Here is a 23,670-nt window from a genome sequence, read left to right as displayed (position 1 = left end):
TGAAAAATTAGAGGAGCGGGAATAATATCGTCAGCATCGTCTGAAGACGGTTCGCGTATTTATGGTCCCGGAAAGCCCGGTACATGCCGCGAAGGGCGATTTGCTGCCGCTCCTCCTCATGCTTCAAGTAATAATCCATCTTCTCGATCAGCTCTGCCGGCGAGGAATAGGTAACGATTTCTACTCCCGGGGTAAAAAATGAAGCAAGATCATCCCGGATATCGCATACCTGCAGTACGCCGCATGCGGCAATTTCAAAGGTCCGGGGATTAGGGGATACAGCCGTTAATCCGATTCGGTTGCTGTTGTACAAGGCATCGTCATGCGCCCTATGCATATTGATCACGATTTTTGAAGCATTGTATGTCAAAGCCGTTTCCGTTGGTCCCATCCAATTGTTCAGCTTGATCTTGGGACGAAGCAGGTCGTATTTGGTTAACCGGTCCCACCAAATACCGGATATTAGCGTATTTTTCCCCGCCAGATAAGGAGTTAATTCATTGAAATAGTTAACCCTGTTCAAATAGGCGGAGCCGATAAACGTAATTTCTTTGCGGTTTGAGCGCTCGGGATTCGTTGGGCGATATTGCGCGGGATCGAAGCAAAACGGCAAATAAAACACATTCTGGCAGCCAAGCTGCTTGTAATAGTCCACGGAATTGCGCTCCAACGTAAATACCGTATCGTAATGCGGAACAATCATCGTTGTAATATCCATATAATAAGGATCATCGGTCAGCCAGATCGCCGTCCGGATTCCGTTATCCCGAAGCTTTGCGATCTGCGCAACATCAAACTGCAGTCCATCCAGAACAATAACAACATCCGGCCGGTCAGCAAGCGCAAGCTCTGCCACAGGCTGCGTCGCGTTCACAACAGTCAACCTCTCAACCATGGTCGCTAAAGTCCCTCTTACGGCTTCGTCGATGGGAGAGTAAGGAAAGCCTTTGCCCGTCTCCACATACATCGCGTGAATCGGCCACAGTTTGTTGGCCTGCGGAATGCGGTTGATCGCTTCCTCGCATAACCCGAACCAGTACCCGTGATCCCAGCCCAGCTTGTATCCCGCCGCTCGTCCAGCCTCCTCGTCGGTCTTCCGTTTGACTACTGGCGCCATATTCTTCACTCCTACTTCAATAGATTCAAAAGCGTAGCGATTCGCTTAGTCATCGTATGATCACGCAAAGTACGGTACAAGCCTCTCATTGCAATCCGCGAACGTTCTTCTTCATGAGTCAAGTAATAATCAATTTTCTGGAGCAGCTCCTGCGCATTGCCATAAGTTTCAATCTCATGGCCCGGACGGTACTGGGAAAACAGGTCATCCCGGATATCCGTTAGCTGCAGCGTCGCGCACGCCGAAACATCATAGGTTCTCGGATTCAGCGACAAGCCCGGTGCCTGCGCTTCAATCTGATTATCCTTTCCGGGAACATCGGACCGGTGCATATTGATGACGATCTTGGAGCCGTTGTAATAATGGGCGGCCGCTTCAGGCGCTATGCCTTCCTGGTGGATATTGGACGCTAACAGCGGATATTGCTTCAGACGGTCCCATTGCCCTCCGGCAATAAACAGCTTTCGCTTCGACAGCTGCCCGGCGATCGAGTCAATCAGCTCTACCCGGTTCCAGAAGGCCACTCCGATAAAGCAAACCTCGTATTCATACGCCTTATCCGCGCGAAACGGATGGAATACCGTCTCGTTGACGGCGAGCGGCAGATGATGCACCTGAAGGCATCCTTGCTGTTGATAGAGAGGTATTGTCCCGCGCTCATGCGTCAATACAATATCGTAAGATGGTGCGATCTGGACCGTATGGGCCGTCATATACGGGTCATCCACAAACCAGATAGCCGTCTTAATCCCAAGCGCGCGAATCGCGGCAATCTGCTCCAAATGATCCGGCGGGAAAGTGTATAAGCCGTTCAGTACTAGCACAAGATCCGGCCGAATGGCGGCCGCCTGCTGCAGCAAGCCTTCCTGCTCGCCTACATGCACTTCGCTGACGCATCTTTGCAGCGCCTGAACGATACCGGAATCAATGGCGTCAAAGCCTAATGAGCCTTGCGGAATATATAACACACGCAGGGGGATTGCTTCAGGAATTGGAATTAAGGGAGAAGTCTTTGCCCATTCGCAAGCTCCGTCCCGCCATCCTGCATGAAATCCGGCCGAATAACCCTGTTGCCTGCCTTGTTGAAAGGACGCCGATGCTGCCTTGTTCAAATTTCCCGCTCACCTGCCCGTTATCCGAAGTTATACAAAAAAAGCCTTATTCCTGATTTGTCCATTCTGGCATGAACAAGGCAGAGCTAAGACCTCTATCTTCCGTTTCTGCGATTAAACCTGCGTCTCATAAGCAATCTGGTGGCCGTCTTCAAAGCCTTTGGCGAAGCCGGTGTTATACCCGTCGTTATAGGCTTGGTTAAAACCGTAATCATAGCTAGCCTGATCAAAGCTTACGCTTTTTCTTCTTTTTCTGACCGAAGACTTCCGGCGTTTCATCGTGCTTTTGCCGGATTTCTTCCCCACTGTCTTCCGGGCTCCGCTTACTTTGCGTTTAGTCCGTACACCAGGCTTGCGTTTGGTTCTCCGTTTGGCTGAAACAGCCCTCTTCTTCTTCATATCAAACGCCTCCTTCTTGGATGACTTCTATCTTACGGCCTGCTGATCTTGGCGTTCAGCCAAGGGCTGCCGGGGCGTCCCCGCTTCAGACGCTTGCCGCGCATGGTCAGCCCCGTTACCGACTCCGCTATATTTTTCTGCATGGACGTAAGGAGCTTCACATTCTCGGCAATGCTTCTGGCAAGCTCCGGTGAAGCCTCCGATACGTCGGCGATGCTGTTCAGAATGCGGGCGAGCGCCGTCTGGCTGCTTGCGAGAGAAGAGAGAATTTCCAGCTTCACTTGCTGTTCTCTGGATGCCATGAATCTCAATTCATGTCACCCATGCCGCCGAACAGCATCTCCTCGTCGTCCCCGCCATGATCGCCTCCGCCTTCATTGCTCTTGGGCAGAACCGAGCGCATAACGGATAGGATCCCTTGGCTCATTTTGTTAACGCCATCCAATAATTCAATAACCTGCTCGTTGATTTGGGCTGTCTGTTTAAGCTGCGTCTGATCGCCCGGGAAGGATGCCGAGGTAATATGATTACATATCCAATGACGTGCTTTCTCCGCTTCTTCCGCTTTGGCCTCCAACATCTTGGCGATATTCCATTGCATATTGGCGGTAGCGCCAAGCATACGCATATAAGCCTGTTCCCGATTCATGACAAACATCCTCCTTCCGGCCGCTTACTCTTCTTCCTCTAAGCGAAGCTCGCGGACCGTAAACGTCAGCTGCGCAGCAAGCGTCTCCTGCAATTCGGCTATCGTCGTTAAATAAGATACAACTCCGCCCAGCAGAGCTTGCGTGTTCGACAGCAGTCCATCCGTTCCTCCAAAGTTCGGATTGTTGTCGGGGATAGCCTTCACAACCTCGGCCATCCGTACGACAACATGGCGCTTGGAGTCGATCATGCGAGCCATTTGTTGATGGGAATGCGATAAATGCTCTATTATTTCGTTTACGATCTGCTGCAACTTTAAGCCCCTCCTTTGCAGCAATAAACGTTTCAAGTTCAGTTGTCGTCGTCATACTAGCATATGCATCTTTGAAAAAGGGTGATACTTGCGTATGCCTACAGAACCTGGCGCAGCTTAACCGGCGGAATTAGCGGCAGACCTTCCGGCATTTCCTGAAGCTGTTCCACGGTCAGCGGATATTTCGCCCTTTCGTTCAAATGCCAGGAGACAGCTGCTGCTTCGGTAATAATTTTCCGCTTGGTGCCATTCTCCAGATAATACAGGAAGCCGTCCAGCCCGCTTGCAATCTGCCCATGCATGGGAGCGCCGTAATGAACGGAATGAAGCGCATGCCATTTGGATGCCGCTTCAACCGCGGGCAGCGCATCTGCCGCCGGCCAGCTACGGAGAAGAATCTGCGGCAGACGTACGACCGGTCCGGACCATTCCCCTTCGATTGGACGTTTGATTCCTTGCTCGATCCAATAAACCTGCGGGCCAATTCCTTTCACAACGACACCTTCCGGGTAAAAGGCGGTCTCTCCCTTTGCCGTGAGCGAAGTAAGCTTCGGATTGCTTGTGCGAACTTGATGAATCCAAGCATACGGATTATTCCATTTGGTCATATAGTAAACCATATTCCGGGTGTTAACTTGCTCAAGCTGATCGCCAAGCGCTTTGATACTAACGCTACCGAAATGATGGATAAAGGAGTCCCTTGCGATGACAAGGGAGTAACCGAGCAGCCTGGTCCGAATATTATAATCATCATCCTCATAGTTTCCGAATTCGAACCCTTCATCAAGAAAACCGACCTGCTCCCACAACTCGCGGCGGAACAAGAGGCAGAAGCCCGGAAGCCTGTCTGTTCTCTCCCAGCGCTTCGGATCGGAAATATTATTGAGTCTCGCGAATTCCGGCATATCTTCAATTCTTTCATAAAGGACCGGGATTTGCTGATCCCCGCTAATATAATTCGTGACTGGCCCCACCATTCCGATTGTGGGATCGCTGTGCAGACAGATCAGCAAGTTGCCGAGCCAGTTATCCGTCACAAGCGTATCGTTGTTCAGAACAAGCATCGTTGTGCCTTTGGCCATCATCAGCCCCGTATTCACCGCACCGGCGAAGCCGTAATTCTGATCGAGCACCCGGTAACGCACCTGACCGTCCAGCTGCTCCAAATATTCGGCTGTCCCGTCAGTCGAAGCGTTGTCGACAACGATAATCTCATGGGGCTGCTCCGTATTGTCCACGATGCTGTCGATGCAGCCGCGCAAATAATTCACCTGATTGTAGCTCGGGATAATAATACTTGTTCCCTCGAATAAAGAATGATAGCTGCTTTGACCAGCCAGAAGTCCCTGATTGTATCCTGCCTGCAGACCGGCCTGATAGTTAGCCGTACGCCTTCCCACTTTCGTTGGTTTGAGACGACGAATGCCCCGAGGTTTGCGTCTCACTCAAAAATCTCTCCCGTCTAGTATTCTATATCCCAATATCGGGCAGATGCTTCCTTAAGCGACTCGAATGTTCCCGCATCCATCCACCAGCCGGATATCGTCCGGTAGGTTAATAGACCGGCAGCCGCGTAAAGATTATTCAGATCCGTAATTTCGAGTTCTCCTCTGCTTGACGGGCTGATATTCTCGATCCGCTCGAAAACATCCGAGCTGTACATATATAAACCGGTAACCGATAGATTCGACTGCGGCTCCGCGGGTTTTTCTTCTATGTGCTTGATCGCACCGCTAGAATCAAAGACCGGAATCCCGTACCGGTGAGGGTCGTCGACTTCTTTAAGAAGCACCATCGCCCCGTCTTGCTGCTGCCGAAAGTCATGAATATAAGGCTTTAAATCCTCTTCAAACAAGTTATCGCCCAGAAGAACGAGAAACTTCTCGCCATCCGCAATAAACGGTCTGGCCAGCTGCAACGCATCCGCAATGCCCCCGGCCCCTTCTTGGATCCGGTACACCAGCGACACGGCCTGGTCTTCGCCGCTGCCGAAATATTGGATAAACATTCCCGCAGACTGACGGTTCGTAATAATCAGAATCTCACAGATGCCTGCCTTGCGCAGCGTCTCGATACCATGATGGATCATCGGATGTCTACCGACCGGCAGCATATGCTTATTGATATAAGAAGTAAGAGGCAGGAGCCGTGTGCCGGTTCCGCCCGCCAAAATAACAGCTTTCAAAAGTGCAGCCCTCCTAACCATGTGCAGACTTACAAGGCCATCTCGCGCTTGCGCAGCCGATCCTCGAACCCGCCCCGTTCATCTGTGCATGACAGCAGCCAATAGATCGCCTCCAAATGATCGCCTAAAATTAATCGTTCAAGCGGGTTTTTTCTCTCCCGCTCCGGCCGGGGTTTGTTTATTTTGCCGACATTAACGGTGTGTACGGCCTTCACCTTAAGTCCTTGCTTCACAGCCATCGCATGGGCAAGCGGAGGGACCGACAAAGATTCCGCGCCTATCGTATCCAGACATCTGCGGCTGATCGCATGCGGTACGGCCGTGAAGGACATCCCTTTCAAATCGGGTCTTTGAAGAACGGCATTCAAGGCATGTTTGGCCAGCACAACACTATGAACCTTTGCTTTGCGAACTGGACCTGAATAGTTATTCAAAGCCGCGTCTACTCCTTTTTCTCTCACTGCGTGAACGAAAGGACGTAAATTAGCAGCTGATATAACCATATCTCCGTCAATAAACAGCAATACCTCGCCTTTGGCTTCCAGTGCCCCTATCGTTCTCCCAACGTCATGACCAAGAGGCTTCTCGAATTGCAGCACTCTTGCCCCCATCTTTCTAGCAATTGCTATGGAACCGTCTGTAGAACCATTGGCAACAACAATAACCTCGGTACGGGGATGTACCTTTGCAGCTTCGCGAATCACGCGCCCGATGGTTGATTTTTCATTCATAACGGGGATAATGACCGATACGGCAGGATTAGGATGAGGTGCGCGTTTCATCCACTGAATCACCTCAGTTTTACGCCTATTAAAATTTGCAAGCAGATTGATGCACATCACATAGTATGTATGCAGACTCCTGGCGCAACGGCATTTGTACAACTTCCAAGACGTCTGTCCCCCTCCCAAATAAAAAAGAGGATAGGAGCATAGATTTCGCTCCCATCCTCTAGTAAAACTATGATTGTTACCGGCCAATGGCGATCCAGTTCATATATCCCTCAGGCTCAAACGAACCTCTGGAACGGACAATATTTAGAATGGCGCTGCCTTCGGATTTGCTAAAGACGGATACATAACATTCCGGATTGTCGCAGATGGCAGTAATGGCATAGTTCGTGTTGCTGAACGGCTCGTCGAAAATAACTTCAACCTCCAGAATCTTTCCTTTTTTGAAGAACGAATACGGAGCAAGGCCAAACTGTTGAGTGACCTGACCGGTTCCGGTGGAACGGATAAAGGTAGGCGCAGGTTCCGATTCTAGTTCCGGTTGTTCTTCCACTTCTTCTATAACTGGCGGAAATATCGCAGATACAAGCTCAGGCGCTAATTTATCCAGCGTTATTGCCTCTGTCGCAATATGCCAACCGCATACACTGCCTTCCGCCAGCTTCTCCCTTGTTACGCTCTCATCGGCTAGCTTCTCGTTTGTTACGCTCTCATCGGCCAGCTTCTCGGTTGTTATGCTTTCTTCTACCAGCTTATCGCCGGAGATGCTGTTGCCGGCAAGCTTATCGCCCGTTACACTGCCGAACGCCAACTTCTCGCGGGTAATGCTGCTATTCGCAAGCTTCCCGGAGGTTACACTATGATCCGCGAGCTTCCAAGTGGTTACACTGTCATCAACCAGCTTAGGCGTTGTAATGCTGTCATCGGCCAGCTTCTCCGCCGTAACGGTATCGTCGGCCAATTTGCTTCCGGTAACAGCCTGATCAGCAAGCTTATTGGTAGTTACGCTGCCGTCAGCCAGCTTGCTTGCTGTTACACTTTCTTGAGCCAGCTTGCGGCTTGTGATGCTGTCGTCGGCTAGCTTCTCTGCGAGTATACTAGCATCCCGGAGGATGTCGCCGGTAATGCCGTCTGCCGCAAGCTTATCGGCCGTAATACTTCCAGCTGCGAGCTTCTCGCTTGTAATGCTGTTATCGGCCAGCTTGCTTCCGGTCACCGCTTGATCGGCTAGCTTCTCGCTGGTCACACTCTCATCGGCAAGTTTATCGCTGGTTATGCTTTCATCAATCAGCTTGCGGCTCGAAATACTATAGTCAGCCAGCTTTCCTGTCGAGACGCTCTCATCTGCCAGCTTGCTGCCCGTGACAGACAGGTCGGCTAGCTTGCTCGTAATGACATTTCCGTCCGCGAGCTTCTCGGAGGTTACACTCTCAGCTATCAGCTTGCGGCTTGTAATGCTATCGTCGGCTAGCTTCTCGGTTGTGACACTTTCATCGGCTAGTTTGCGGCTTGTAATACTATCTGCCGCAAGCTTATCTTTCGTTACGCTTCCCGCTGCCAGCTTCTCCGTCGTGATGCTCTCATCGGCCAGTTTACTGCCGGTAACAGCCAAGTCGGCAAGCTTCATGCTTGTTACGCTTCCGCCTGCCAACTTCTCGCTGGTTACACTTTCATCGATCAGCTTGCGGGTTGTAATACTGTCGTCGGCTAATTTCTCGGAAGTGACGCTGTCGCCTGCCAGCTTTTCCGTTGTAATGCTTCCGGAAGCCAGTTTGACAGTTATAACACTTTCATCGGCCAGCTTATCGCTTGAGATACTGCCCTCGGCAAGGTTCCAGGCCGTGACACTTCCGCCCGCGAGCTTACGGGTTGTAATGCTTTCATCCGCCAGCTTTTCGGTTGTGACGCTCTCGCCTGCCAGCTTCCAGGTGGTCACGCTATCATCAGCCAACTTCTCATTCGATACGCTGCCGCCTGCCAGCTTCCCGGTTGTAACGCTCTCGTCCGCCAGTTTACTGCCGGTAACAGCCAAGTCGGCAAGCTTTAGGCCCGTGACGCTGCCGCCTGCCAGCTTGTCGCCGGTCACACTTTCGTCAACCAGCTTACGGCTTGTGATGCTGTCATCAGCCAGCTTCTCGGTTGTGACACTTTCATCGGCCAACTTGCTTCCGGTAATGCTGTCTGAGGAGAGCTTATCAGCCGCAATACTTCCAGGCGCCAGCTTATCGCCGGTTATGCTATTGTCGGCCAGCTTGCTTCCGGTAACAGCCTGATCGGCCAGCTTCCTGCTCGTCACGCTCTCGTCTGCCAGCTTGTCGCCAGTCACGCTTTCATCGATTAGCTTACGGCTCGAAATACTGGAATCAGCCAGCTTCCCGGTAGAGACACTCTCATCGGCCAGCTTGCTGCCCGTGACGGACAGGTCCGCGAGCTTGCTTGTAATGACGCTTCCCTCGGCCAGCTTCTCGGTAATTACGCTTGCGGCGGTCAGCTTGCGGCTTGTAATGCTGTCGTCGGCCAGCTTCTCCGTTGTCACACTTTCGTCGGCCAGTTTACGCCTGGTAATACTGTCTGCCGCAACCTTCTCGGACGTAACACTTCCCTCAGCCAGCTTTTCCGTCGTAACACTCTCAACGGCCAGCTTGCTGCCCGCAACTGCTTGCTCGGCAAGTTTGTTGGTTGTGATACTTTCGTCGGCCAACTTCTCGGAAGTGACACTCTCATCAATCAGCTTGCGGCTTGCAATGCTGTTGTCAGCCAGCTTCTCGGAAGTCACGCTCTCGTCTGCCAATTTGCCGCCTGTTACTGCCTGATCGGCCAACTTGCTCGTAGTCACGCTCTCTTCAGCCAGCTTCTCGGCGGTCACGCTTTCGTCAACCAGCTTGCGGGTTGCGATACTGTCGTCAGCCAGCTTCTCCGCCGTAACGCTGTCGCTTGCCAGCTTCCGGCCCGACACGCTTTCATCCAGCAGCTTCTCGGCCGTAACGCTTTGATCAGCCAGCTTGCTGCTCGTGATGCTTCCGTCCGTAAGCTTATCGCTTGTAATGCTTTCATCCGCCAGCTTACTGCCGGTAATGCTCCCGTCGGCCAGCTTGCTGCCCGTAATAATGCCATCCGCCAGCTTCCGGCTTGAGATGCTTTCATCCGCCAGCTTGTCGCCGGTAATACTGCCTCCGGCCAGCTTGCTGCCCGTTACGCTTTCGGCTGTCAGCTTATCGCCGGTAATACTCTCAAATGCCAGCTTCCGGCCTGTCATGCTTGCGTCGGCCAGCTTATCTGCCGTAATGCTGTTATCGGCCAGCTTCTCGTTTGTAATACTGCCTGCCGTCAGCTTGCTTCCGGTAATGCTCTCATCCGCCAGCTTCTCGCTCGTGACGCTCGCTTCGGCCAGCTTGCTGCTTGTGATGCTTCCTTCCGCCAGCTTGCCGGTTGTGACGCTCTCTTCGGCCATCTTTTCGGTTGTGATGCTGTCATCGGCCAGCTTCTCGGTAACGATGCTGCCGTCCAGCAGCTTGGAGGTTTGGATAATCCCTTCAGCCAGCTGCTCCGGCAAAATCATTTTTGGCTTGAATTCATTCAGAACATCGGCGCTCAGGTGATCGAAGGACACCGTGCCTTTCCGAAGATGATAGCTTTGAATGGAATCGGCCTTAATATGCTTGCTCGCGATCGTCTCCAGGCGCAGGTGATCGCCCGATACGGTATCAACTGCCAGCTTGGAGGATGTTACCGCTCCGTTTTGCAGCTTGCTTTCATCGATGCTGCCCGGTGTCAGATGTTTCTCTTGAATGGACAACGGCTGGATATGATCGGCATTAACCGACAAGGAAGCAAGCTTGGTTTCCTGAACCGCACCGTCCGCGAGATGCTCCGTTCCGATAATTTCTTCCTGCAGGGCTTCCGAATTTACCGCACCGGCCTGGATATGGGCCTCCCCAACGCTGAGCGGAGCAAGCTTTGCTTCGGTGACCGCTTCATCGGTCAGATGAACGTTGCGGACGCTGCCCTGGCCGATATGAATGCCAAGGACGGAATCATTCGCCAAATGCCGGCTCATGACCGCTTCATTGACGATATGGCTGGACTGTACAGCATCGGTTGTCAACTTCGACGCCGTTACCGACTGGTTAGACAAAGCCTCCGTTCCAACCGCTCCATTGCGAATATGATTCGCTCCGATAATGCTGTCTGTCAAATGCCCGGATTGGATTGAAAGCGGCTCGATATGACCGGTTTGAATCGAGAACGGACGGATTAACTCCGAGTAGATGGAGCCTTCCGCAAGTTTGCTGGCCGTAACGCTGCCGTCTGCCAGCTTGGAGGTGGTAACGCTTGAATCGTTCAGCTTCTCGGTTGTTACCGCATCCTTGGATAGCTTGCTTTCCGTTACGGCCTGGTCGGTAATGTGATCCGTGTTCACGATATCATACGACAGATTCATCTCGGTAACGGACTGATAACCCATATGCTCCGATTGAATAATACCCGTCTGCAGATGCTCCGATTGGATCGCCTGAAGTCCAATTAAGTCAGAATGAATCGAGCCCGAAGCAATATGATTCGATTGCACGCTGCCGTCCGCCAGCTTGGAGGAGGTAACGTTCGAATCCGCCAGCTTCTCGGTTGTTACCGATTGGGCAGCCAGCTTGCCGGTTGTCACCGATTGGTCGGACAAATGCTCCGTCTGTACGCTGCTATGAGACAGATGCTGCTGCGTTACAGCTTCGTCGGCCAGATGAACGGATTGAATTGCGCCGTCCTCAATGTGCTCGCTTGCGATCGAAGAATACTGTACATGACCGCCATGAATAGAAGCAGGCTGAATCGCATCGGAATTTACCGCGTCTTGCGCGATATGCTGCTCATTGACGCTGCTGTCGCCAAGCTTTGAAGCTGTTACGCTTCGCTCGGCCAGCTTGTCGGTTGTAACGGATTCAGGAGCAAGCTTCTGGGAGCCGATAATATGATCGGCCAGATGATGCGGATGAACGGAGTTCGGAGACAGGTTAAACTCGGTAATCGCGCCGAAAGCAATCTTGCCGCTGGTCACCGACAGATCCTGGATGGCATCCGTGCCAACTGCCTGATTGGCAAAATGCTGCTTCTCAATCAGCTTCGGCTTTAAATGCCCGCCGGAGATCGCCTCCGGGGAGATCGCATCTTCAGTTACAGCTCCTGCCGAGAAGTGATAAGCACGAAGCGCATCGGGAGCAATCTTCTGGAACGTAACAATCTCGTTTTTCAGATGCCCCGTTTCGATTGCACCGGCAGCCAACTTGGAGCTTTTGACCGCGCCGTCCGCCATTTTCTTATCCGTTACGGCCTGGTCCGCAAGCTGGTGCGTACCAACCGACTGGTCACTCAGATGATCGGTCGCAATCGCTTGGGGAGCGATTTTTTCCCCTTTCACAGAGCCGTCCTGCAGCTGCTCTCTGCCTACGGAGCTGGATTGCAAATGCTGACGGGACACCACCTGATGGGCAATATGGCGCTGCTCGATCTGACCGATGGCAATATGGTCCGAAATGATGCTGCTGCGTCCGATATGCCGGGTCTGCACGGCTTCATTCGCCAGCTTGCTCGAATTGACGCTCTGGTCGACTAGATGCTTGCTCCCAATCTGTCCGGCCACAATATGTTCGCCGGAGACAGTCTCTTCCTGAAGATGACTTGCGTTAACGGCTCCGGGTGCTATCCGCTCGGCGTTTACGGATTGAGGCTGAAGGGCTCCGGTCCCTACCGCTCCTTCCGCCAGATGCTCCTGCGTAATGGCGCCTGGAGCCACGTGCTTCCCCAGGATAGCTCCAATCGAGACATGCTCCGCCAGGAGCAGCCCTTGCTTCAGATGAACGGATTCAATCGTATCCGAGGCGAGCTTGCTGCCCGTAATCGCTCCGTCCCGCAATTTGGAATGGGTAACCGATGCCTCGCCAAGCTTCGAATTCGTAATGGCTTCATTGGCAATTTTTTCCGTGCGGACGGCGCTGTTCTGAATTTTGTCAGATGAAATAGATTGGTTGTCGATTAGCTCCTCCGTAATGATAAACGGCTGAAGATGTCTCGAAGTAATCGAGCTGTCCGAGATTTTGCTGGAGTCAATGGTCCGGTCGGCCAGCTTCTCCGAGGTGATGCTGCCGTCCTGCAGCTTGCTGCCGTTAATCGAGGAATCTACGATTTTATCCCCGGTAATGGAGCTGTTTGAAAGATGGTTGCCCGTAATGGCTGAAGACGAAACTTTATTGCCCGTTACGGCTCCCGGGGCAAGATGAATGTTTTGCACCGCATAATCGGAAAGGGTGGAAGAGTTGATGCTGCCCGGACGCATTTTGTCCGAGTCTACCGAATAAGGGGCAAGCTTGCTGCCGGTTACAGAGCCGTCCACGATATCATCCGTATAGATAAACGGAAACGGTTTGTAGAGATCCTGTTTTTCCACCAGTTTGTCGAGCTTCTTCTCATAAGTTGGCTCAAGCTCCGGTACTGATGTCTTTTCTTGTTTCCGTTCCGGCTTCGACTCTTGCCTTTGCGTTTGCTTAACCTCCGGCTTCGCTTCCTGTTTAACCTCGTGTTGCTTCAGTTCAAGCGCAGGCTCCTGCTTCAGCTCCGGAATCGGTACGGGATCGGCATCATAAGAAGTAATTTCCTCAATAAGGCGCTCGGTCTCAGCGTCGCTCATTTCAGCCGATGAGGAGGCATCGGCAACAAGGATCAATTCTTCCGTCAATGCAGGGATCAAATACGTCTCCGCTTGCGAGGCCTCTTCCATGGGAGCTATTGCGTTAATATTTACCGGCCTGTTCTCTACAGGCTTAGGCTGCGGAACAAGCAGGTTATTATTTTGAACCTTATTTTTTTTGCTTTTTAATTCATCCAGCCACTTTAATTCCGAGGCATTCGGATTATCAACAAAATAACTCGGCTTACGCCCTTTGGCACTTTTCGACGATTTACCTTTTGTCATTGACCTCTCCTTCTTTCTTCCTCCCCAAAGTTATTTCACTATATGCTCCTACCCATGGGCTCGCTACTGCCGTTTAGGCAATAAAAAAAGGACAGCAGCTCTTAACTGCCGTCCTCCGGGGTATAAGGTTTGTGATTCGAATAGCCCATTTCGTAACTTATCATCTGCCCATCCTCATGAACCTTTTCCTGCACTTGCTGAGTATCCGACTCCGGATCTATGTTTTCATCACATAACTCCGGGTTCTCATGGCATCTCGTATCCACTTCATTTCGTTGAATCTTTAACCACCGCTTCGCCGTATGTTCCCATGTGAACAGCTGCTCCACCCGCTGTCTGCTCTTTACCCCCATCTGTCGGCGCAGCGCCGCATTATGGAGCAGAAGCAGGAGCTTGGCAGTCAGCTCGGTCTTAATTTCTTTCTGATTGATGAGAAAACCGGTCTCTCCGTCCTGAATAATTTCCTGCATTCCGCCAGCACGCGTGGCTATAACCGGAAGACCCGTTGCCATCGCCTCGACATTCACAAGTCCAAACGCTTCCCGCTTTCCCGAAGGCATTACGGCAATGTCGGCGGCCATGAACCAGCCAGGAACTTCCGAGTAAGGCACATAAGGCACGAACCGGACATGCTTCTTGTACCGCTCACCCATCTTTATCAGCTTGCGCGAATATGCCGTTGTACGGTGTGATCCGTAGAATGGACTTCCGACAATCACAACAAGAAGATCCGGATGGACCTTGATCAGCTTTGGCATAATGGCGAGCAAATGATGCACACCCTTAAGCGGAATCAGCCTGCCGAGGAAAACGACTACTTTTCGGTGAACCAGACCTTTACGCTCCCTGTGATGTCTTCGCGCGGTCTCCCCTTCCGCCGTATAGCGGGACTGGAAGCGTCTTGTCTCCACTCCCGGATATACGACGCGTAGCTTCGTTCTGGCTTCCGGCACCTTTTTAAGAATCAGACCGCGCAGAAATTCGCTGTTTACAATAATCCGGTCCGCTAGAGCAAAGCTCTTGCGGAGCTGCGACTCGGAGATATGTCGCGGACTTATATAAGTGGAGGAATGAAGATTTAGCCATATTTTGGCTTTAGGATTGGAACGCCTCAGCTTTATAACATAAGTCGGCCGGTTCTCGACCTGTATAATTTGCGGACCGAATTTCTTTAAAGCAAGTCCTACGTTCGCAACATAAGCTGAACGTTTGGCAGCATGGAATCTTTCGCATACGACGTCATGAACAAGGCTCCGGCGGGGCAATTTGCGCCCGATTTTCCCGTAAATACGAGGCTCAACACTAGGACGCAGCAGAGGAACGAATTTTTCAACAACCCGTTCGACAGAGCTGCTATTTCCCGATGGGATCGGATAGGCTCCAGGCGTAACGAATGCCACTTTCACAGGCGACATGTCGAAGGAAGGCCTCCTTCGTTATGAATTTGCAGTTAGCATACGCGAGCGATTCCGATATTGCCACAAGGTTGAGCGGACGCCTATACTATTGATTTGTATGAACGGTTGTGTCACACTGTTCGGAGGACATCGAAAGGTAAGATGCAAGGAAAGGACGTGAGTGAGCGGGCATGATGGGATGGTTGTTTCAAGCCATGACGGAGCTTAGTTCGCGCAAATGGATATCCAGACTGACCGGCCGCTTTGCGCAATCGAAGGCAAGCCGCGGATGGATTCCGAGATTCGCCAGCATGTATAACATCAAAATCGAAGAAGCGGAGAAGCCGCTGGAAGCATACAGCACGTTAAACGAATTTTTCACGAGGCGCCTAAAGCCGGGCTCCCGGATCATACATGAAGAGGCTACTGCACTTATAAGTCCGGTAGACGCCTTGATTACAGGGGCAGGACCGATCAAAGCCGGAACGATTGTTAATGTAAAAGGACAGGATTATACGATTGAGGAGCTGCTTAACCGCTCTCCGCGAACAGAGCTTTACCGCGACGGGTATTACATCGTATTGTACTTGAGTCCAACCGATTACCACCGCATACATACACCCGTAGACGGACAAATTGTCGAGCGCGAGCATGTTCCGGGCAAGGTATACCCGGTTAACGACTTTGGCCTTCGCCGTATGCGCCGTGTCCTCAGCCGGAATGAAAGACTGATTACCTACATCAAGCATGCAGGTGGAGAAACGGCCGTCGTCAAGGTTGGCGCCATGAACGTCAGCAGCATTCGTTATGTGGAGCCCATCCGGGACAAGGCTGTAAAAGGCGGAGAGCTCGCCTACTTCGAATTCGGCTCAACGGTGGTACTGCTCATGGAGAACGATACCTTCATTCCGCGGCAGGATCTTGCGCCCGGGTTAAAGGTACGGATGGGCGAGATGCTTGGGAAGTTGATTGAGGAGTAAAAAGCATGCTCATTGCGCGTTAAAAGGCATGCTCATTGCGCATAAAATGTTCTTCCGATCGCCATTGCTCGGGGATTCCTTTGAACAATCCTGGCGGATTGGAATCCCAGAGCAAAAGCGAACACTCCGTTTCTACAGAATCATTTAATGCTTCAATCGCACTTTTCCCCTGCATCAACTTATTTTTGTAGGCCGAATGCTGCCATTTCATTGCTTGAAATGGGTAAAATAAATAAGAAAGGCGCCGAGGGAGTTATCCCTGCGGCGCCTTTTTGGCGTTAACGGATTTCGGATGGGCTGCGGCCCGTATATTGCTTGAACTGTCTGCTGAAGAAGAAGATATCCCTGTAGCCAAGCGCATCCGCGACCTCCGTCACGTTCATGCCCTCATACATCAGCAGATGCTGGGCCCGCTCAATTCGTGTCCGGATCATGTACGATTGTACCGACATGCCGATCATTTCTTTAAATTTTACGGAAAAATACCGCGGAGACAACTGGGCGCGCATCGCCAAATCTTCGACCCGGTGAGCTACGCTTGGATGCTGCTTCACGTAATTGGCAACCTCTTGAATCGCTTCGGTCAGTTGGTTGCTTCCTTTGCGTTCAACCGGCATCTCCCGGTCCTCGCGCAGCAGATGGATCATCAGCTGCTTAAGCACCAGCAATGCCTCTTCCTCCGCCGCGTATGTCTCAACGAGAAACAGCCGGACATACCGGGAGAGCAAATATTCGAAATCAACCGTATCCGTTAGCTTCCGGTAACGTTCAGGCACAAACTGCACAGGCTCGCGCACGTCAAAATGGATATAAGTAAGGACAAGGGGCTTTTGGGGATTATGGGTAGCGCTCGTGTGGTCACCCGGCCGGAACAAAAAACAGCTTCCTTTTCCTACCGGATACGCTGTTCCGTTAACTTCCACTTCCCCTTCACCGCTCCATACATAAAATAAATCATAATTCGCCATCGGCTTTTCACGCCGCTGCCATCTCCAGTTTGGTTCACATACGATTTTGGCAATAGGCGGCAATTTAATGTACGAATCCGTAGATAAGTGCAGCATGTGAATCCTCCTAAAAATTTCAGTAAATAACGTACTTTGTTATTTGCTGAAATTACTTCGTAAGCATTAGCCGAAAAATTCAGACCAATAACACATCGTAGGTATAATCCTAAATTTTACCAAACAACACTATTCATTATTAAGTAAATATACTTCGCAAGCAAATATTCCGTATCTCGCGACGCTTTTCCAAAGCAATTTTCGCGAAATTTCGAGTACTTGCCGACATCATACAACAGCCGGAATCTCGCACGCAAGCGGGTACTGCCCTCCCGTTTGCACAAAAGTCAAAAAAAATTGCATTTTGGTTGGTGTGCTTTGTTAAAAAAATGTTATAATAGCACCCGATAAGCGTTAAATGACGAATTGATTTCCCGGAAGGATGGAATGAAGTCCATGAACCCACTTGCTCAGCAGTTGAATGAGACGCTCAAAGCCGAAAGTCCGAACGTCTACGACATGTTGTCCGCTTTAGGAAAAGCGATTTATTTCCCGAAGGAAGGCATACTCAGCCAATCCGCAGAAGCAAAGGCCAAGGCTAAGAAATTTAACGCCACGATCGGCATAGCAATAGAAAACGGTCAGCCCATGCACCTTAAGGTTATACAAGACACATTGTCTTCGTATGATCCAAAAGATATATACGAATACGCTCCGCCAGCTGGCAAGCCGGAGCTGCGTTCCGCATGGCGCACCAAAATGGTTAAAGAAAACCCTTCTCTGGAAGGCAAAAAATTCAGCAACCCTGTCGCTACAAACGCATTGACACACGGTTTGAGTATTGTTGCCGACTTGTTCGCTGATGTCGGCGACGCGGTTATCATCCCGAACAAGAACTGGGAGAACTATGAACTGACATTCAACATCCGCCGCGGTGCCGAGATCGTTGAATACCCGCTGTACAATGAGGATTACCGCTTCAACAGCGCCGGTCTGCGCGAAGCTCTGCTTGCTCAGAAGGACAAAGGCAAAGCGATTGTTATCCTCAACTTCCCGAATAACCCTACAGGCTACTCGCCGGGTCCTCAGGAAGGCGATGAGATTGTTGCAGCAATCCGTGATGCGGCAGAAGCAGGCATTAACGTTGTGGCCGTAACGGACGACGCGTACTTCGGCTTGTTCTTCGAAGACTCGCTGCATGAATCGCTTTTCGGCAAGCTGGCTGATCTGCATCCGCGCGTACTCGCTGTCAAAGTCGACGGCGCGACAAAAGAAGAATACGTATGGGGCTTCCGCGTTGGTTTTATTACTTACGCTAACCCTTCCGATAAAGCATTAGCTGCACTTGAGCAAAAAACGATGGGCATTATCCGCGCGACAATCTCGAGCGGTCCGCATCCATCGCAAACCTTCGTCTTGCGCGCACTGCAGTCGGCTGAGTTCGATGAGCAGAAAGCGGAGAAATACGAAGTGATGAAGAAGCGCGCCAATAAAGTAAAAGATCTGCTCGACAGCGGACGTTACGGAGACGTATGGAGCTACTATCCGTTTAATTCCGGTTACTTTATGTGCCTTAAGCTGAAAGGTGTAGCCGCGGAAGAGGTCCGCACACGTCTTCTGGACGAGTACGGAATCGGAACAATCGCGCTTGGCGAGACCGACCTTCGCGTTGCATTCTCCTGCATTGAGGAGCCGAACCTGGAAGAGCTGTTTGATACGATCTACAAAGCGGTTACCGAATTGCTCGGTTAATTGCTCTCTTATAACTAATAAAAAATAGCGGTGCAAGGGATACTCCCTGCACCGCTATTTTTTACGAAAAACGGTCATTCTTCCTCCGCGTCTTCATACAGCTTGCGGCGCAAGCGGCCGGGACGCAAGAACAGAATCTGCGCATAAGCAGCTAATAGCGCGACAATTGCCGGAATAATGAGCCCTTTAGCCAGCAGCATGACGGCTGCCGGCAGCCACATGAGGAAAGAAACAATCGCAAGCGCCCACCGGTCTACGATAACCAGACTCTCCATCCGTTTTGCCTCGGGCAGCGGATAGACGTGGCGCCAGACGGAATAGCGATGAGCATGCCGCAATCCCCCCAGCTGTACGGCAACCAACTGCAGAAGGATCATATAAGCTGCAGCAGCTCCCCAACCCGACAGCCATCCGTCCTCCGCAAACCAGTAAACGATAAGCGCAAACAATACGGTAAGCCGCAGGACGATGCCGCCAATTTCCGTACGTACTAGGGACGCCGCGTACAAATATGCATAGGTCAGGCGGTGCCGGTTCGGAATATACCTTATAATCCACGCCAGGTAAGATCGAGGTGCAGTACGGGAAGGCATCGTTGGAACATCGATAAATAAGCCGAAAAATTGATAGTAGCTTCTTCGGGTACGAACCTCTTCTTCGATCAGCCGTTCCCATGGGAAGGAATGCTGTACCGGCAGCCGGTACAGCAGGGCGAACAAGACAAGGAGCAGCAGCAGGAACAAAGCAGCCTGCCATGGTGCGCTTGTCAGCATGATCACCAGCGTAAGTGCATTCGCTGCCCAGCGCAAAAGCCGAAGCAGAAGGCGGACACCGGACCAGGCTATTTTCCGTTCCTTCCACGCCCCCCACAGGTTTGCCGCCCGCATGACCGCGCAAAGGAGCAGCAAAGTCAAAAAGCCGGCTTCCCCGTCTCCTTGCCGGTAAATCGGCCAGTATAGCAGAAGAACTATAAACCCGAGCAAAGATGTCAAGATTGCTGAGCGACGGAAGCTTCTGCGTATATAGCTGCCCATTTCCGCTTCCCGAGGCATATGGAAGACAATATCCGGCGAAGTCAGCCAGGTTCGAAGCGGACTCCAGCTAAGAATAATAAACAAGGCCACGGTACCAACAAGCGTAATTGGAAATCCGCTTGGCAGACCCCGAATCAGCTTGATGTAACCAAAGGCAGATGACAACACGATAAACGACATAAACAACGGAAACCCGCTTTGCGCCATATAACCGAAATAAGGAGTTACTTCTTTTCTGAATTCTCCTGACCGCTTAAGCCATAATGCCTCAAGTGACCGATTCCCCCCGCTCATTGGCGTCCCTCGGTGACAAGCTTGTAAAAGGCATCCTCCAGCGCCCCGCCGCGCGTTTCGATTCCGGCAGTCTGGCATACCTCTTCAAGCGTGCCGTATGCAGCCACTTTGCCTTGATGCATAACAATAAACCGGTCGCAATACGCCTCCACCGTGGACAGGATGTGAGAGCTCATCAGAATAGCCGAGCCTCTCTTCTTCATTTCAACAAGCCGTTCAAGCAGAGAACGAATACCTAACGGGTCCAGACCAAGGAACGGCTCGTCTATCATATAAAGCGGCGGTTCGGAGAGCAGCGCATTCATAATCATTACCTTCTGCTTCATCCCCTTGGACAAATGCGAAGCAAATGCCCCACGCTTTGGCCTCATCTGGAATTCATCCAGCAGCTGTTCCTGCCGCTCTCCGAATGCCGGCTCCGCCACATTGTAAGCCATTCCGGTCAGACGTAAATGCTCCTCCACTGTCAGTTCATCGAACAGTACCGGCGTCTCCGGCACATAGGCAAAAGCGGACCGGTAACGCTCCGCGTTGTCCTCAAGCGTAACGCCGTCTACTTTCACCAGGCCCTGATGGGGCTTCATAAGCCCAAGAATATGCTTGATCGTTGTGCTTTTTCCCGCACCATTAAGTCCTATTAATCCTACCATTTCTCCTGCCCGCACCTCGAACGTCACATCATGTAGCACGGGACGCCGCGGACTGTAACCGCCGGTTAATCCGGCCACCTGCAAAATGGGCTCGCTCATATTCCGTCACCTACAATTACCTATAAAATAAGTTGCTCTTCTGTTATCAGCATACCGAATTACAGCCGCAATATCAAAAAAAACAGGTATTCCTTTCCACGAGGGAAGGAATACCTGCTTCCATTCAATTCTTGTTAAAGAATAGTAATACCTGCAATAACGCCGTCTTTGCCTTGAATTCTAACATCATGGCCTGTTACAAGATTATTTCGGTCGCCGGCAATCAGCGCGTTTTCCGCAACGTTATAAATGGTTACCGTCGTTTGATTTCCGTCTTGCTTCGAGATGGAGATCGTCGACAGCTTGCCGTTAGCGTTATAAGTAATCGTGTTGATTTTGCCCGTAACGTCGAACAACTTGGACTCATCAACCGCTGCTTTAGTCACTTCAATAAACACAATTTTGTTCTGATAAGTGCGGACAAGAATCTCGTCGCCTGCCTTCAGCGCGCTTACCGCAGCTTTCTTGTCGTCTCTGAAAATAAAGACGTTTTGATCCAGGCTAAGCGTCAAATCCGTACCGCCCGATTGCGTAATCGTAATTTGACCATTCGAAGCAACGGCTTTCAGCTTGCCAGTGATAGCTTGTCCGTCGTTATCCGGAATTTCGGAATCTGTGCGGTCGAGCAAAGCAGCAAGCTCCGCGCGGGAAACCGGCTGGTTCGGACGGAACGTATTATCGTTGTAGCCCGTAATAATTCCTTTTTTGATAGCCAGGGCCACATAACCAACGGAACCTGCAGGGATATTTTTTGCATCCTTGAAGTTCAGCTGCGTATTGCTGAGCGCTTTCGCCTCATCTTCCAGTTTAAGCGCTTTAACGAGGATTGTTGCCGCCCACAGACGAGTAGCATTTTCCTGCGGCTTCACCTCGAAGTCATTCTCGTTAAACAGATCGTTCTCAACCGCTACCGCTACGTAACCTACTGCCCACGGATACTTCTTCTTGATTTGATCGGCATCCTTGAAGTTCAGCTTCGTGTTCATTTCTTCCGTAGATTCCGCCTGCTCGCGGAGGCCCATCAGACGAACGGCCGCAACAATCGTCTCAATGCGGGAAATTTTTTGATTAGGCTTAAACGTGCCGTCCTCATAACCCGTAAATACGCCCTTCGACGCCAGACGCATAATATATTCCATTGCCCATTTCATATCATCTTCATCGTTGAATTTCCAGTTAACCTTTACTTCTTTCTTGTCGCCACGATCGTCGCCTTTTTTTCCGCCATCGTCGTTATGGTTACCGTTTGCGAAAGCCGAAGACGCGCCGCCTGCGAGCATCATAACAGCTAGCGAAGAGATCACCGTTTTTTTCCATACCGCTTGTTTCTTCATAAAAAGCCACTCTCCCTTGTACTTTTTTAAATTCTAAGAGTTTATAAGTGTGTTCTTATAAACATCGCTTAGAATTCTCCGGATTGAAACGCGTTCTGCCTCCAAAGGACGGCGAAACCGTTTCACCTTGCGGAAAATATTCCGCTTGTACCTTCGCCTATACGTTTTCGTCGAAGGTCTAAAGTTTTGGGAGGGTGGCTTCTAAAAAAATTTCTTATATTTGGTTTTTTATTGATTGTCCTGACTTTCGCGCTTGGCCTTCAGCCACTTCGGAGCACCCTTGTCTTTCTTGTCGCGGAGCCGTTCCTGCTTGGTTGCAGCCGGCTTCGGACGCGGTGCCGGAGCTGCGCTTTCCGGCTTTGCAGCGCCTTTCTTGGGCTTCCGCTCTTCCTTGAGCAATGACTCCCATTCCTTGCTGTTCTTAGGCGCAACAAATGAACGCGTGCTGACTTCCTGCTCTACGGCAGTCCGGCGCGGGGACGGTCTTGCCGAAACCTTATTCGGCAGATCGCTCGGATCCACGAATTCGCCTTTGTACATCGCCTTCTCCGGCAGCTCGATACGAAGAGACTTGCGGAATTTGTCCATAATAAACCGTTCTTGCGGCGTAATAAGCGAGATAACGGTCCCTTTCCGGCCCATGCGCCCGGTACGGCCGGCGCGGTGAACATAATGATCCGCATCAATAGGAGGATCCAGATTTATGACTAGCTGCAGACCCTCAATATCAAGACCTCTGGCCGCTACGTCGGTTGCGAGAAGCAGCTGCGTTTTTCCTTCACGGAATCTGGCCAGCGTTGCTGCCCGGCGCTGCTTGTCCGAATCGCCGTACAAGGTCTCCACGGAGAAGCCCTCATAGCTCAGCTTCGCTTCCCAATTCGCTATATTTTCGGTAACGTTCAGGAACAAAAGCGCAGACTCCGGCTTCAGCATCCGGACAATCCGTCTAGCGGCATCCGGCTTGTCCCGTTTATCGCATACCACATAAAAGTTATTAATCGTCTCCGAAACCCGTTGCTCCGGCGCAATCTGAATACGGACGGTATCCTTCATCCATCGTCCTTCAAACCGTGCCATTACATCGGGATACGTTGCGGAGAAAAAGGCCAGCTGGCGCTCTTGGCTCATGGCAAACAGGATTGTCTCCACCTCGCGGGTGGATCCAAGCTCAAACACCTGGTCCGCTTCATCGATAACGATATGACGAACATCGCTGAGCTTCAGCTTGCGCAGCTTCAACAGCTCGTGAATCCGCCCCGGCGTACCGATGACAATCTGCGGACGAAGCTTCAGCTTCTCAATTTGGCGTTTCATCGCCGCGCCGCCGATCAGCTGCTGAACGCGGAGGCCAAGCGGCTCCGCGTATCCTTCGGCTACGCGGACGATTTGCATCGCCAGCTCCTGTGTTGGAGCAAGGATAATCGCTTGGATCGCCCCCGATGATGGCTTCAACTGCTGAAGCATCGGCAGCAAATAAGCCAACGTCTTGCCCGAGCCCGTCTGCGAACGCGCGGATACATCCCGGCCTTCAAGCAAAGTCGGGATTGCCTCGGCTTGAATGGCCGATGGGACCTTTATATTGTTCGCTTCCAGCTTATCGCCCAGCGCCTTATTAATACCTAGATCATTCCATGTCTTTTGACTCATATACGTTCCTCTC

19 protein-coding genes are annotated in these 23,670 nt (G+C 51.4%); 3 read left to right on the top strand and 16 right to left on the bottom strand.

What is annotated here, in order from left to right; genetic code table 11:
* Positions 1-7: 7 nt before the first annotated feature.
* The 10 genes from PJDR2_RS07485 to PJDR2_RS33815 all read right to left on the bottom strand — a co-directional run bounded on the left by PJDR2_RS07485 (position 8) and on the right by PJDR2_RS33815 (position 8,132).
* Positions 8-1,117 (bottom strand): CgeB family protein, encoded by a 1,110-nt coding sequence (locus PJDR2_RS07485; RefSeq protein WP_015843060.1) that lies wholly within the window; start codon positions 1,115-1,117, stop codon positions 8-10.
* 11 nt (positions 1,118-1,128) lie between these two features.
* Positions 1,129-2,229 carry a CgeB family protein gene (locus tag PJDR2_RS07480; RefSeq protein ID WP_015843059.1) on the bottom strand — a complete coding sequence of 367 codons (1,101 nt, stop codon included), beginning with the start codon at positions 2,227-2,229 and terminating at the stop codon, positions 1,129-1,131.
* Between the two features lie 114 nt (positions 2,230-2,343).
* Complete coding sequence (locus tag PJDR2_RS07475; protein ID WP_015843058.1) at positions 2,344-2,628, bottom strand: hypothetical protein; 285 nt, start codon at positions 2,626-2,628, stop codon at positions 2,344-2,346.
* A gap of 32 nt (positions 2,629-2,660) precedes the next feature.
* Complete coding sequence (locus tag PJDR2_RS07470; protein WP_041614072.1) at positions 2,661-2,930, bottom strand: hypothetical protein; 270 nt, start codon at positions 2,928-2,930, stop codon at positions 2,661-2,663.
* 5 nt (positions 2,931-2,935) lie between these two features.
* Positions 2,936-3,277 (bottom strand): hypothetical protein, encoded by a 342-nt coding sequence (locus PJDR2_RS07465; RefSeq protein WP_015843056.1) that lies wholly within the window; start codon positions 3,275-3,277, stop codon positions 2,936-2,938.
* A gap of 24 nt (positions 3,278-3,301) precedes the next feature.
* The gene (locus PJDR2_RS07460) at positions 3,302-3,589 is read right to left on the bottom strand and encodes a hypothetical protein (protein ID WP_015843055.1); all 288 of its coding nucleotides are present in this window, start codon (positions 3,587-3,589) and stop codon (positions 3,302-3,304) included.
* A gap of 98 nt (positions 3,590-3,687) precedes the next feature.
* Positions 3,688-5,034, bottom strand: coding sequence for a glycosyltransferase family 2 protein (locus PJDR2_RS07455; RefSeq protein ID WP_015843054.1), 1,347 nt, complete (start codon positions 5,032-5,034; stop codon positions 3,688-3,690).
* Between the two features lie 17 nt (positions 5,035-5,051).
* Positions 5,052-5,774, bottom strand: a complete 723-nt coding sequence (locus PJDR2_RS07450; protein WP_015843053.1) for a sugar phosphate nucleotidyltransferase — start codon at positions 5,772-5,774, stop codon at positions 5,052-5,054.
* 29 nt (positions 5,775-5,803) lie between these two features.
* Positions 5,804-6,556 carry a glycosyltransferase family 2 protein gene (locus PJDR2_RS07445; protein ID WP_015843052.1) on the bottom strand — a complete coding sequence of 251 codons (753 nt, stop codon included), beginning with the start codon at positions 6,554-6,556 and terminating at the stop codon, positions 5,804-5,806.
* Positions 6,557-6,743: 187 nt separating this feature from the next.
* Positions 6,744-8,132: a WIAG-tail domain gene (locus tag PJDR2_RS33815; RefSeq protein WP_416202268.1), complete on the bottom strand. Its 1,389-nt coding sequence runs from the start codon at positions 8,130-8,132 to the stop codon at positions 6,744-6,746.
* Between the two features lie 814 nt (positions 8,133-8,946).
* On the opposite strand from PJDR2_RS33815, the gene PJDR2_RS33810 reads away from it, so the two are divergent.
* Positions 8,947-9,318 (top strand): pentapeptide repeat-containing protein, encoded by a 372-nt coding sequence (locus tag PJDR2_RS33810; RefSeq protein ID WP_416202267.1) that lies wholly within the window; start codon positions 8,947-8,949, stop codon positions 9,316-9,318.
* A 4,249-nt stretch (positions 9,319-13,567) separates the two neighbouring features.
* Here the strand turns inward: PJDR2_RS33810 and PJDR2_RS07435 are convergent.
* Positions 13,568-14,881 carry a glycosyltransferase family 4 protein gene (locus PJDR2_RS07435; protein WP_015843050.1) on the bottom strand — a complete coding sequence of 438 codons (1,314 nt, stop codon included), beginning with the start codon at positions 14,879-14,881 and terminating at the stop codon, positions 13,568-13,570.
* Between the two features lie 173 nt (positions 14,882-15,054).
* On the opposite strand from PJDR2_RS07435, the gene asd reads away from it, so the two are divergent.
* Positions 15,055-15,843 carry an archaetidylserine decarboxylase gene (gene asd, locus PJDR2_RS07430; RefSeq protein WP_015843049.1) on the top strand — a complete coding sequence of 263 codons (789 nt, stop codon included), beginning with the start codon at positions 15,055-15,057 and terminating at the stop codon, positions 15,841-15,843.
* Between the two features lie 278 nt (positions 15,844-16,121).
* On the opposite strand, the gene PJDR2_RS07425 is transcribed toward asd, so the two are convergent.
* Positions 16,122-16,907 (bottom strand): helix-turn-helix domain-containing protein, encoded by a 786-nt coding sequence (locus PJDR2_RS07425; protein ID WP_015843048.1) that lies wholly within the window; start codon positions 16,905-16,907, stop codon positions 16,122-16,124.
* 396 nt (positions 16,908-17,303) lie between these two features.
* On the opposite strand from PJDR2_RS07425, the gene PJDR2_RS07420 reads away from it, so the two are divergent.
* Positions 17,304-18,599, top strand: a complete 1,296-nt coding sequence (locus PJDR2_RS07420) for an aminotransferase class I/II-fold pyridoxal phosphate-dependent enzyme (protein WP_041613339.1) — start codon at positions 17,304-17,306, stop codon at positions 18,597-18,599.
* A 74-nt stretch (positions 18,600-18,673) separates the two neighbouring features.
* On the opposite strand, the gene PJDR2_RS07415 is transcribed toward PJDR2_RS07420, so the two are convergent.
* The 4 genes from PJDR2_RS07415 to PJDR2_RS07400 form a co-directional block, all read right to left on the bottom strand.
* Positions 18,674-19,927, bottom strand: coding sequence for an ABC transporter permease (locus PJDR2_RS07415; RefSeq protein ID WP_015843045.1), 1,254 nt, complete (start codon positions 19,925-19,927; stop codon positions 18,674-18,676).
* Entirely contained in the window at positions 19,924-20,676 is a 753-nt protein-coding gene (locus PJDR2_RS07410; protein ID WP_015843044.1) for an ABC transporter ATP-binding protein, read from the bottom strand. The genes PJDR2_RS07415 and PJDR2_RS07410 overlap by 4 nt, the downstream gene beginning before the upstream one ends.
* A gap of 134 nt (positions 20,677-20,810) precedes the next feature.
* Positions 20,811-22,010, bottom strand: a complete 1,200-nt coding sequence (locus PJDR2_RS07405; protein WP_015843043.1) for an S-layer homology domain-containing protein — start codon at positions 22,008-22,010, stop codon at positions 20,811-20,813.
* 228 nt (positions 22,011-22,238) lie between these two features.
* Positions 22,239-23,657 (bottom strand): DEAD/DEAH box helicase, encoded by a 1,419-nt coding sequence (locus PJDR2_RS07400; RefSeq protein WP_015843042.1) that lies wholly within the window; start codon positions 23,655-23,657, stop codon positions 22,239-22,241.
* Positions 23,658-23,670 lie beyond the last annotated feature (13 nt).

It is taken from the genome of Paenibacillus sp. JDR-2 (assembly GCF_000023585.1).
Classification (GTDB): domain Bacteria; phylum Bacillota; class Bacilli; order Paenibacillales; family Paenibacillaceae; genus Pristimantibacillus.
Note: the sequence above shows the minus strand (reverse complement) of the source record. Positions and strands in the feature narration are given on the sequence as shown.

Bases quoted from the DNA above. Each gene is read 5' to 3' on its own strand.
- PJDR2_RS07485 (WP_015843060.1), bottom strand. From the start codon at position 1,117: ATGGCGCCAGTAGTCAAACGGAAGACCGACGAGGAGGCTGGACGAGCG.
- PJDR2_RS07475 (WP_015843058.1), bottom strand. From the start codon at position 2,628: ATGAAGAAGAAGAGGGCTGTTTCAGCCAAACGGAGAACCAAACGCAAG.
- PJDR2_RS07470 (WP_041614072.1), bottom strand. From the start codon at position 2,930: ATGGCATCCAGAGAACAGCAAGTGAAGCTGGAAATTCTCTCTTCTCTC.
- PJDR2_RS07465 (WP_015843056.1), bottom strand. From the start codon at position 3,277: ATGAATCGGGAACAGGCTTATATGCGTATGCTTGGCGCTACCGCCAAT.
- PJDR2_RS07445 (WP_015843052.1), bottom strand. From the start codon at position 6,556: ATGAAACGCGCACCTCATCCTAATCCTGCCGTATCGGTCATTATCCCC.
- PJDR2_RS33815 (WP_416202268.1), bottom strand. From the start codon at position 8,132: ATGAAGCTTGCCGACTTGGCTGTTACCGGCAGTAAACTGGCCGATGAG.
- PJDR2_RS33810 (WP_416202267.1), top strand. From the start codon at position 8,947: ATGACGCTTCCCTCGGCCAGCTTCTCGGTAATTACGCTTGCGGCGGTC.
- PJDR2_RS07435 (WP_015843050.1), bottom strand. From the start codon at position 14,881: ATGTCGCCTGTGAAAGTGGCATTCGTTACGCCTGGAGCCTATCCGATC.
- asd (WP_015843049.1), top strand. From the start codon at position 15,055: ATGATGGGATGGTTGTTTCAAGCCATGACGGAGCTTAGTTCGCGCAAA.
- PJDR2_RS07425 (WP_015843048.1), bottom strand. From the start codon at position 16,907: ATGCTGCACTTATCTACGGATTCGTACATTAAATTGCCGCCTATTGCC.
- PJDR2_RS07420 (WP_041613339.1), top strand. From the start codon at position 17,304: ATGAACCCACTTGCTCAGCAGTTGAATGAGACGCTCAAAGCCGAAAGT.
- PJDR2_RS07415 (WP_015843045.1), bottom strand. From the start codon at position 19,927: ATGAGCGGGGGGAATCGGTCACTTGAGGCATTATGGCTTAAGCGGTCA.
- PJDR2_RS07410 (WP_015843044.1), bottom strand. From the start codon at position 20,676: ATGAGCGAGCCCATTTTGCAGGTGGCCGGATTAACCGGCGGTTACAGT.
- PJDR2_RS07405 (WP_015843043.1), bottom strand. From the start codon at position 22,010: ATGAAGAAACAAGCGGTATGGAAAAAAACGGTGATCTCTTCGCTAGCT.
- PJDR2_RS07400 (WP_015843042.1), bottom strand. From the start codon at position 23,657: ATGAGTCAAAAGACATGGAATGATCTAGGTATTAATAAGGCGCTGGGC.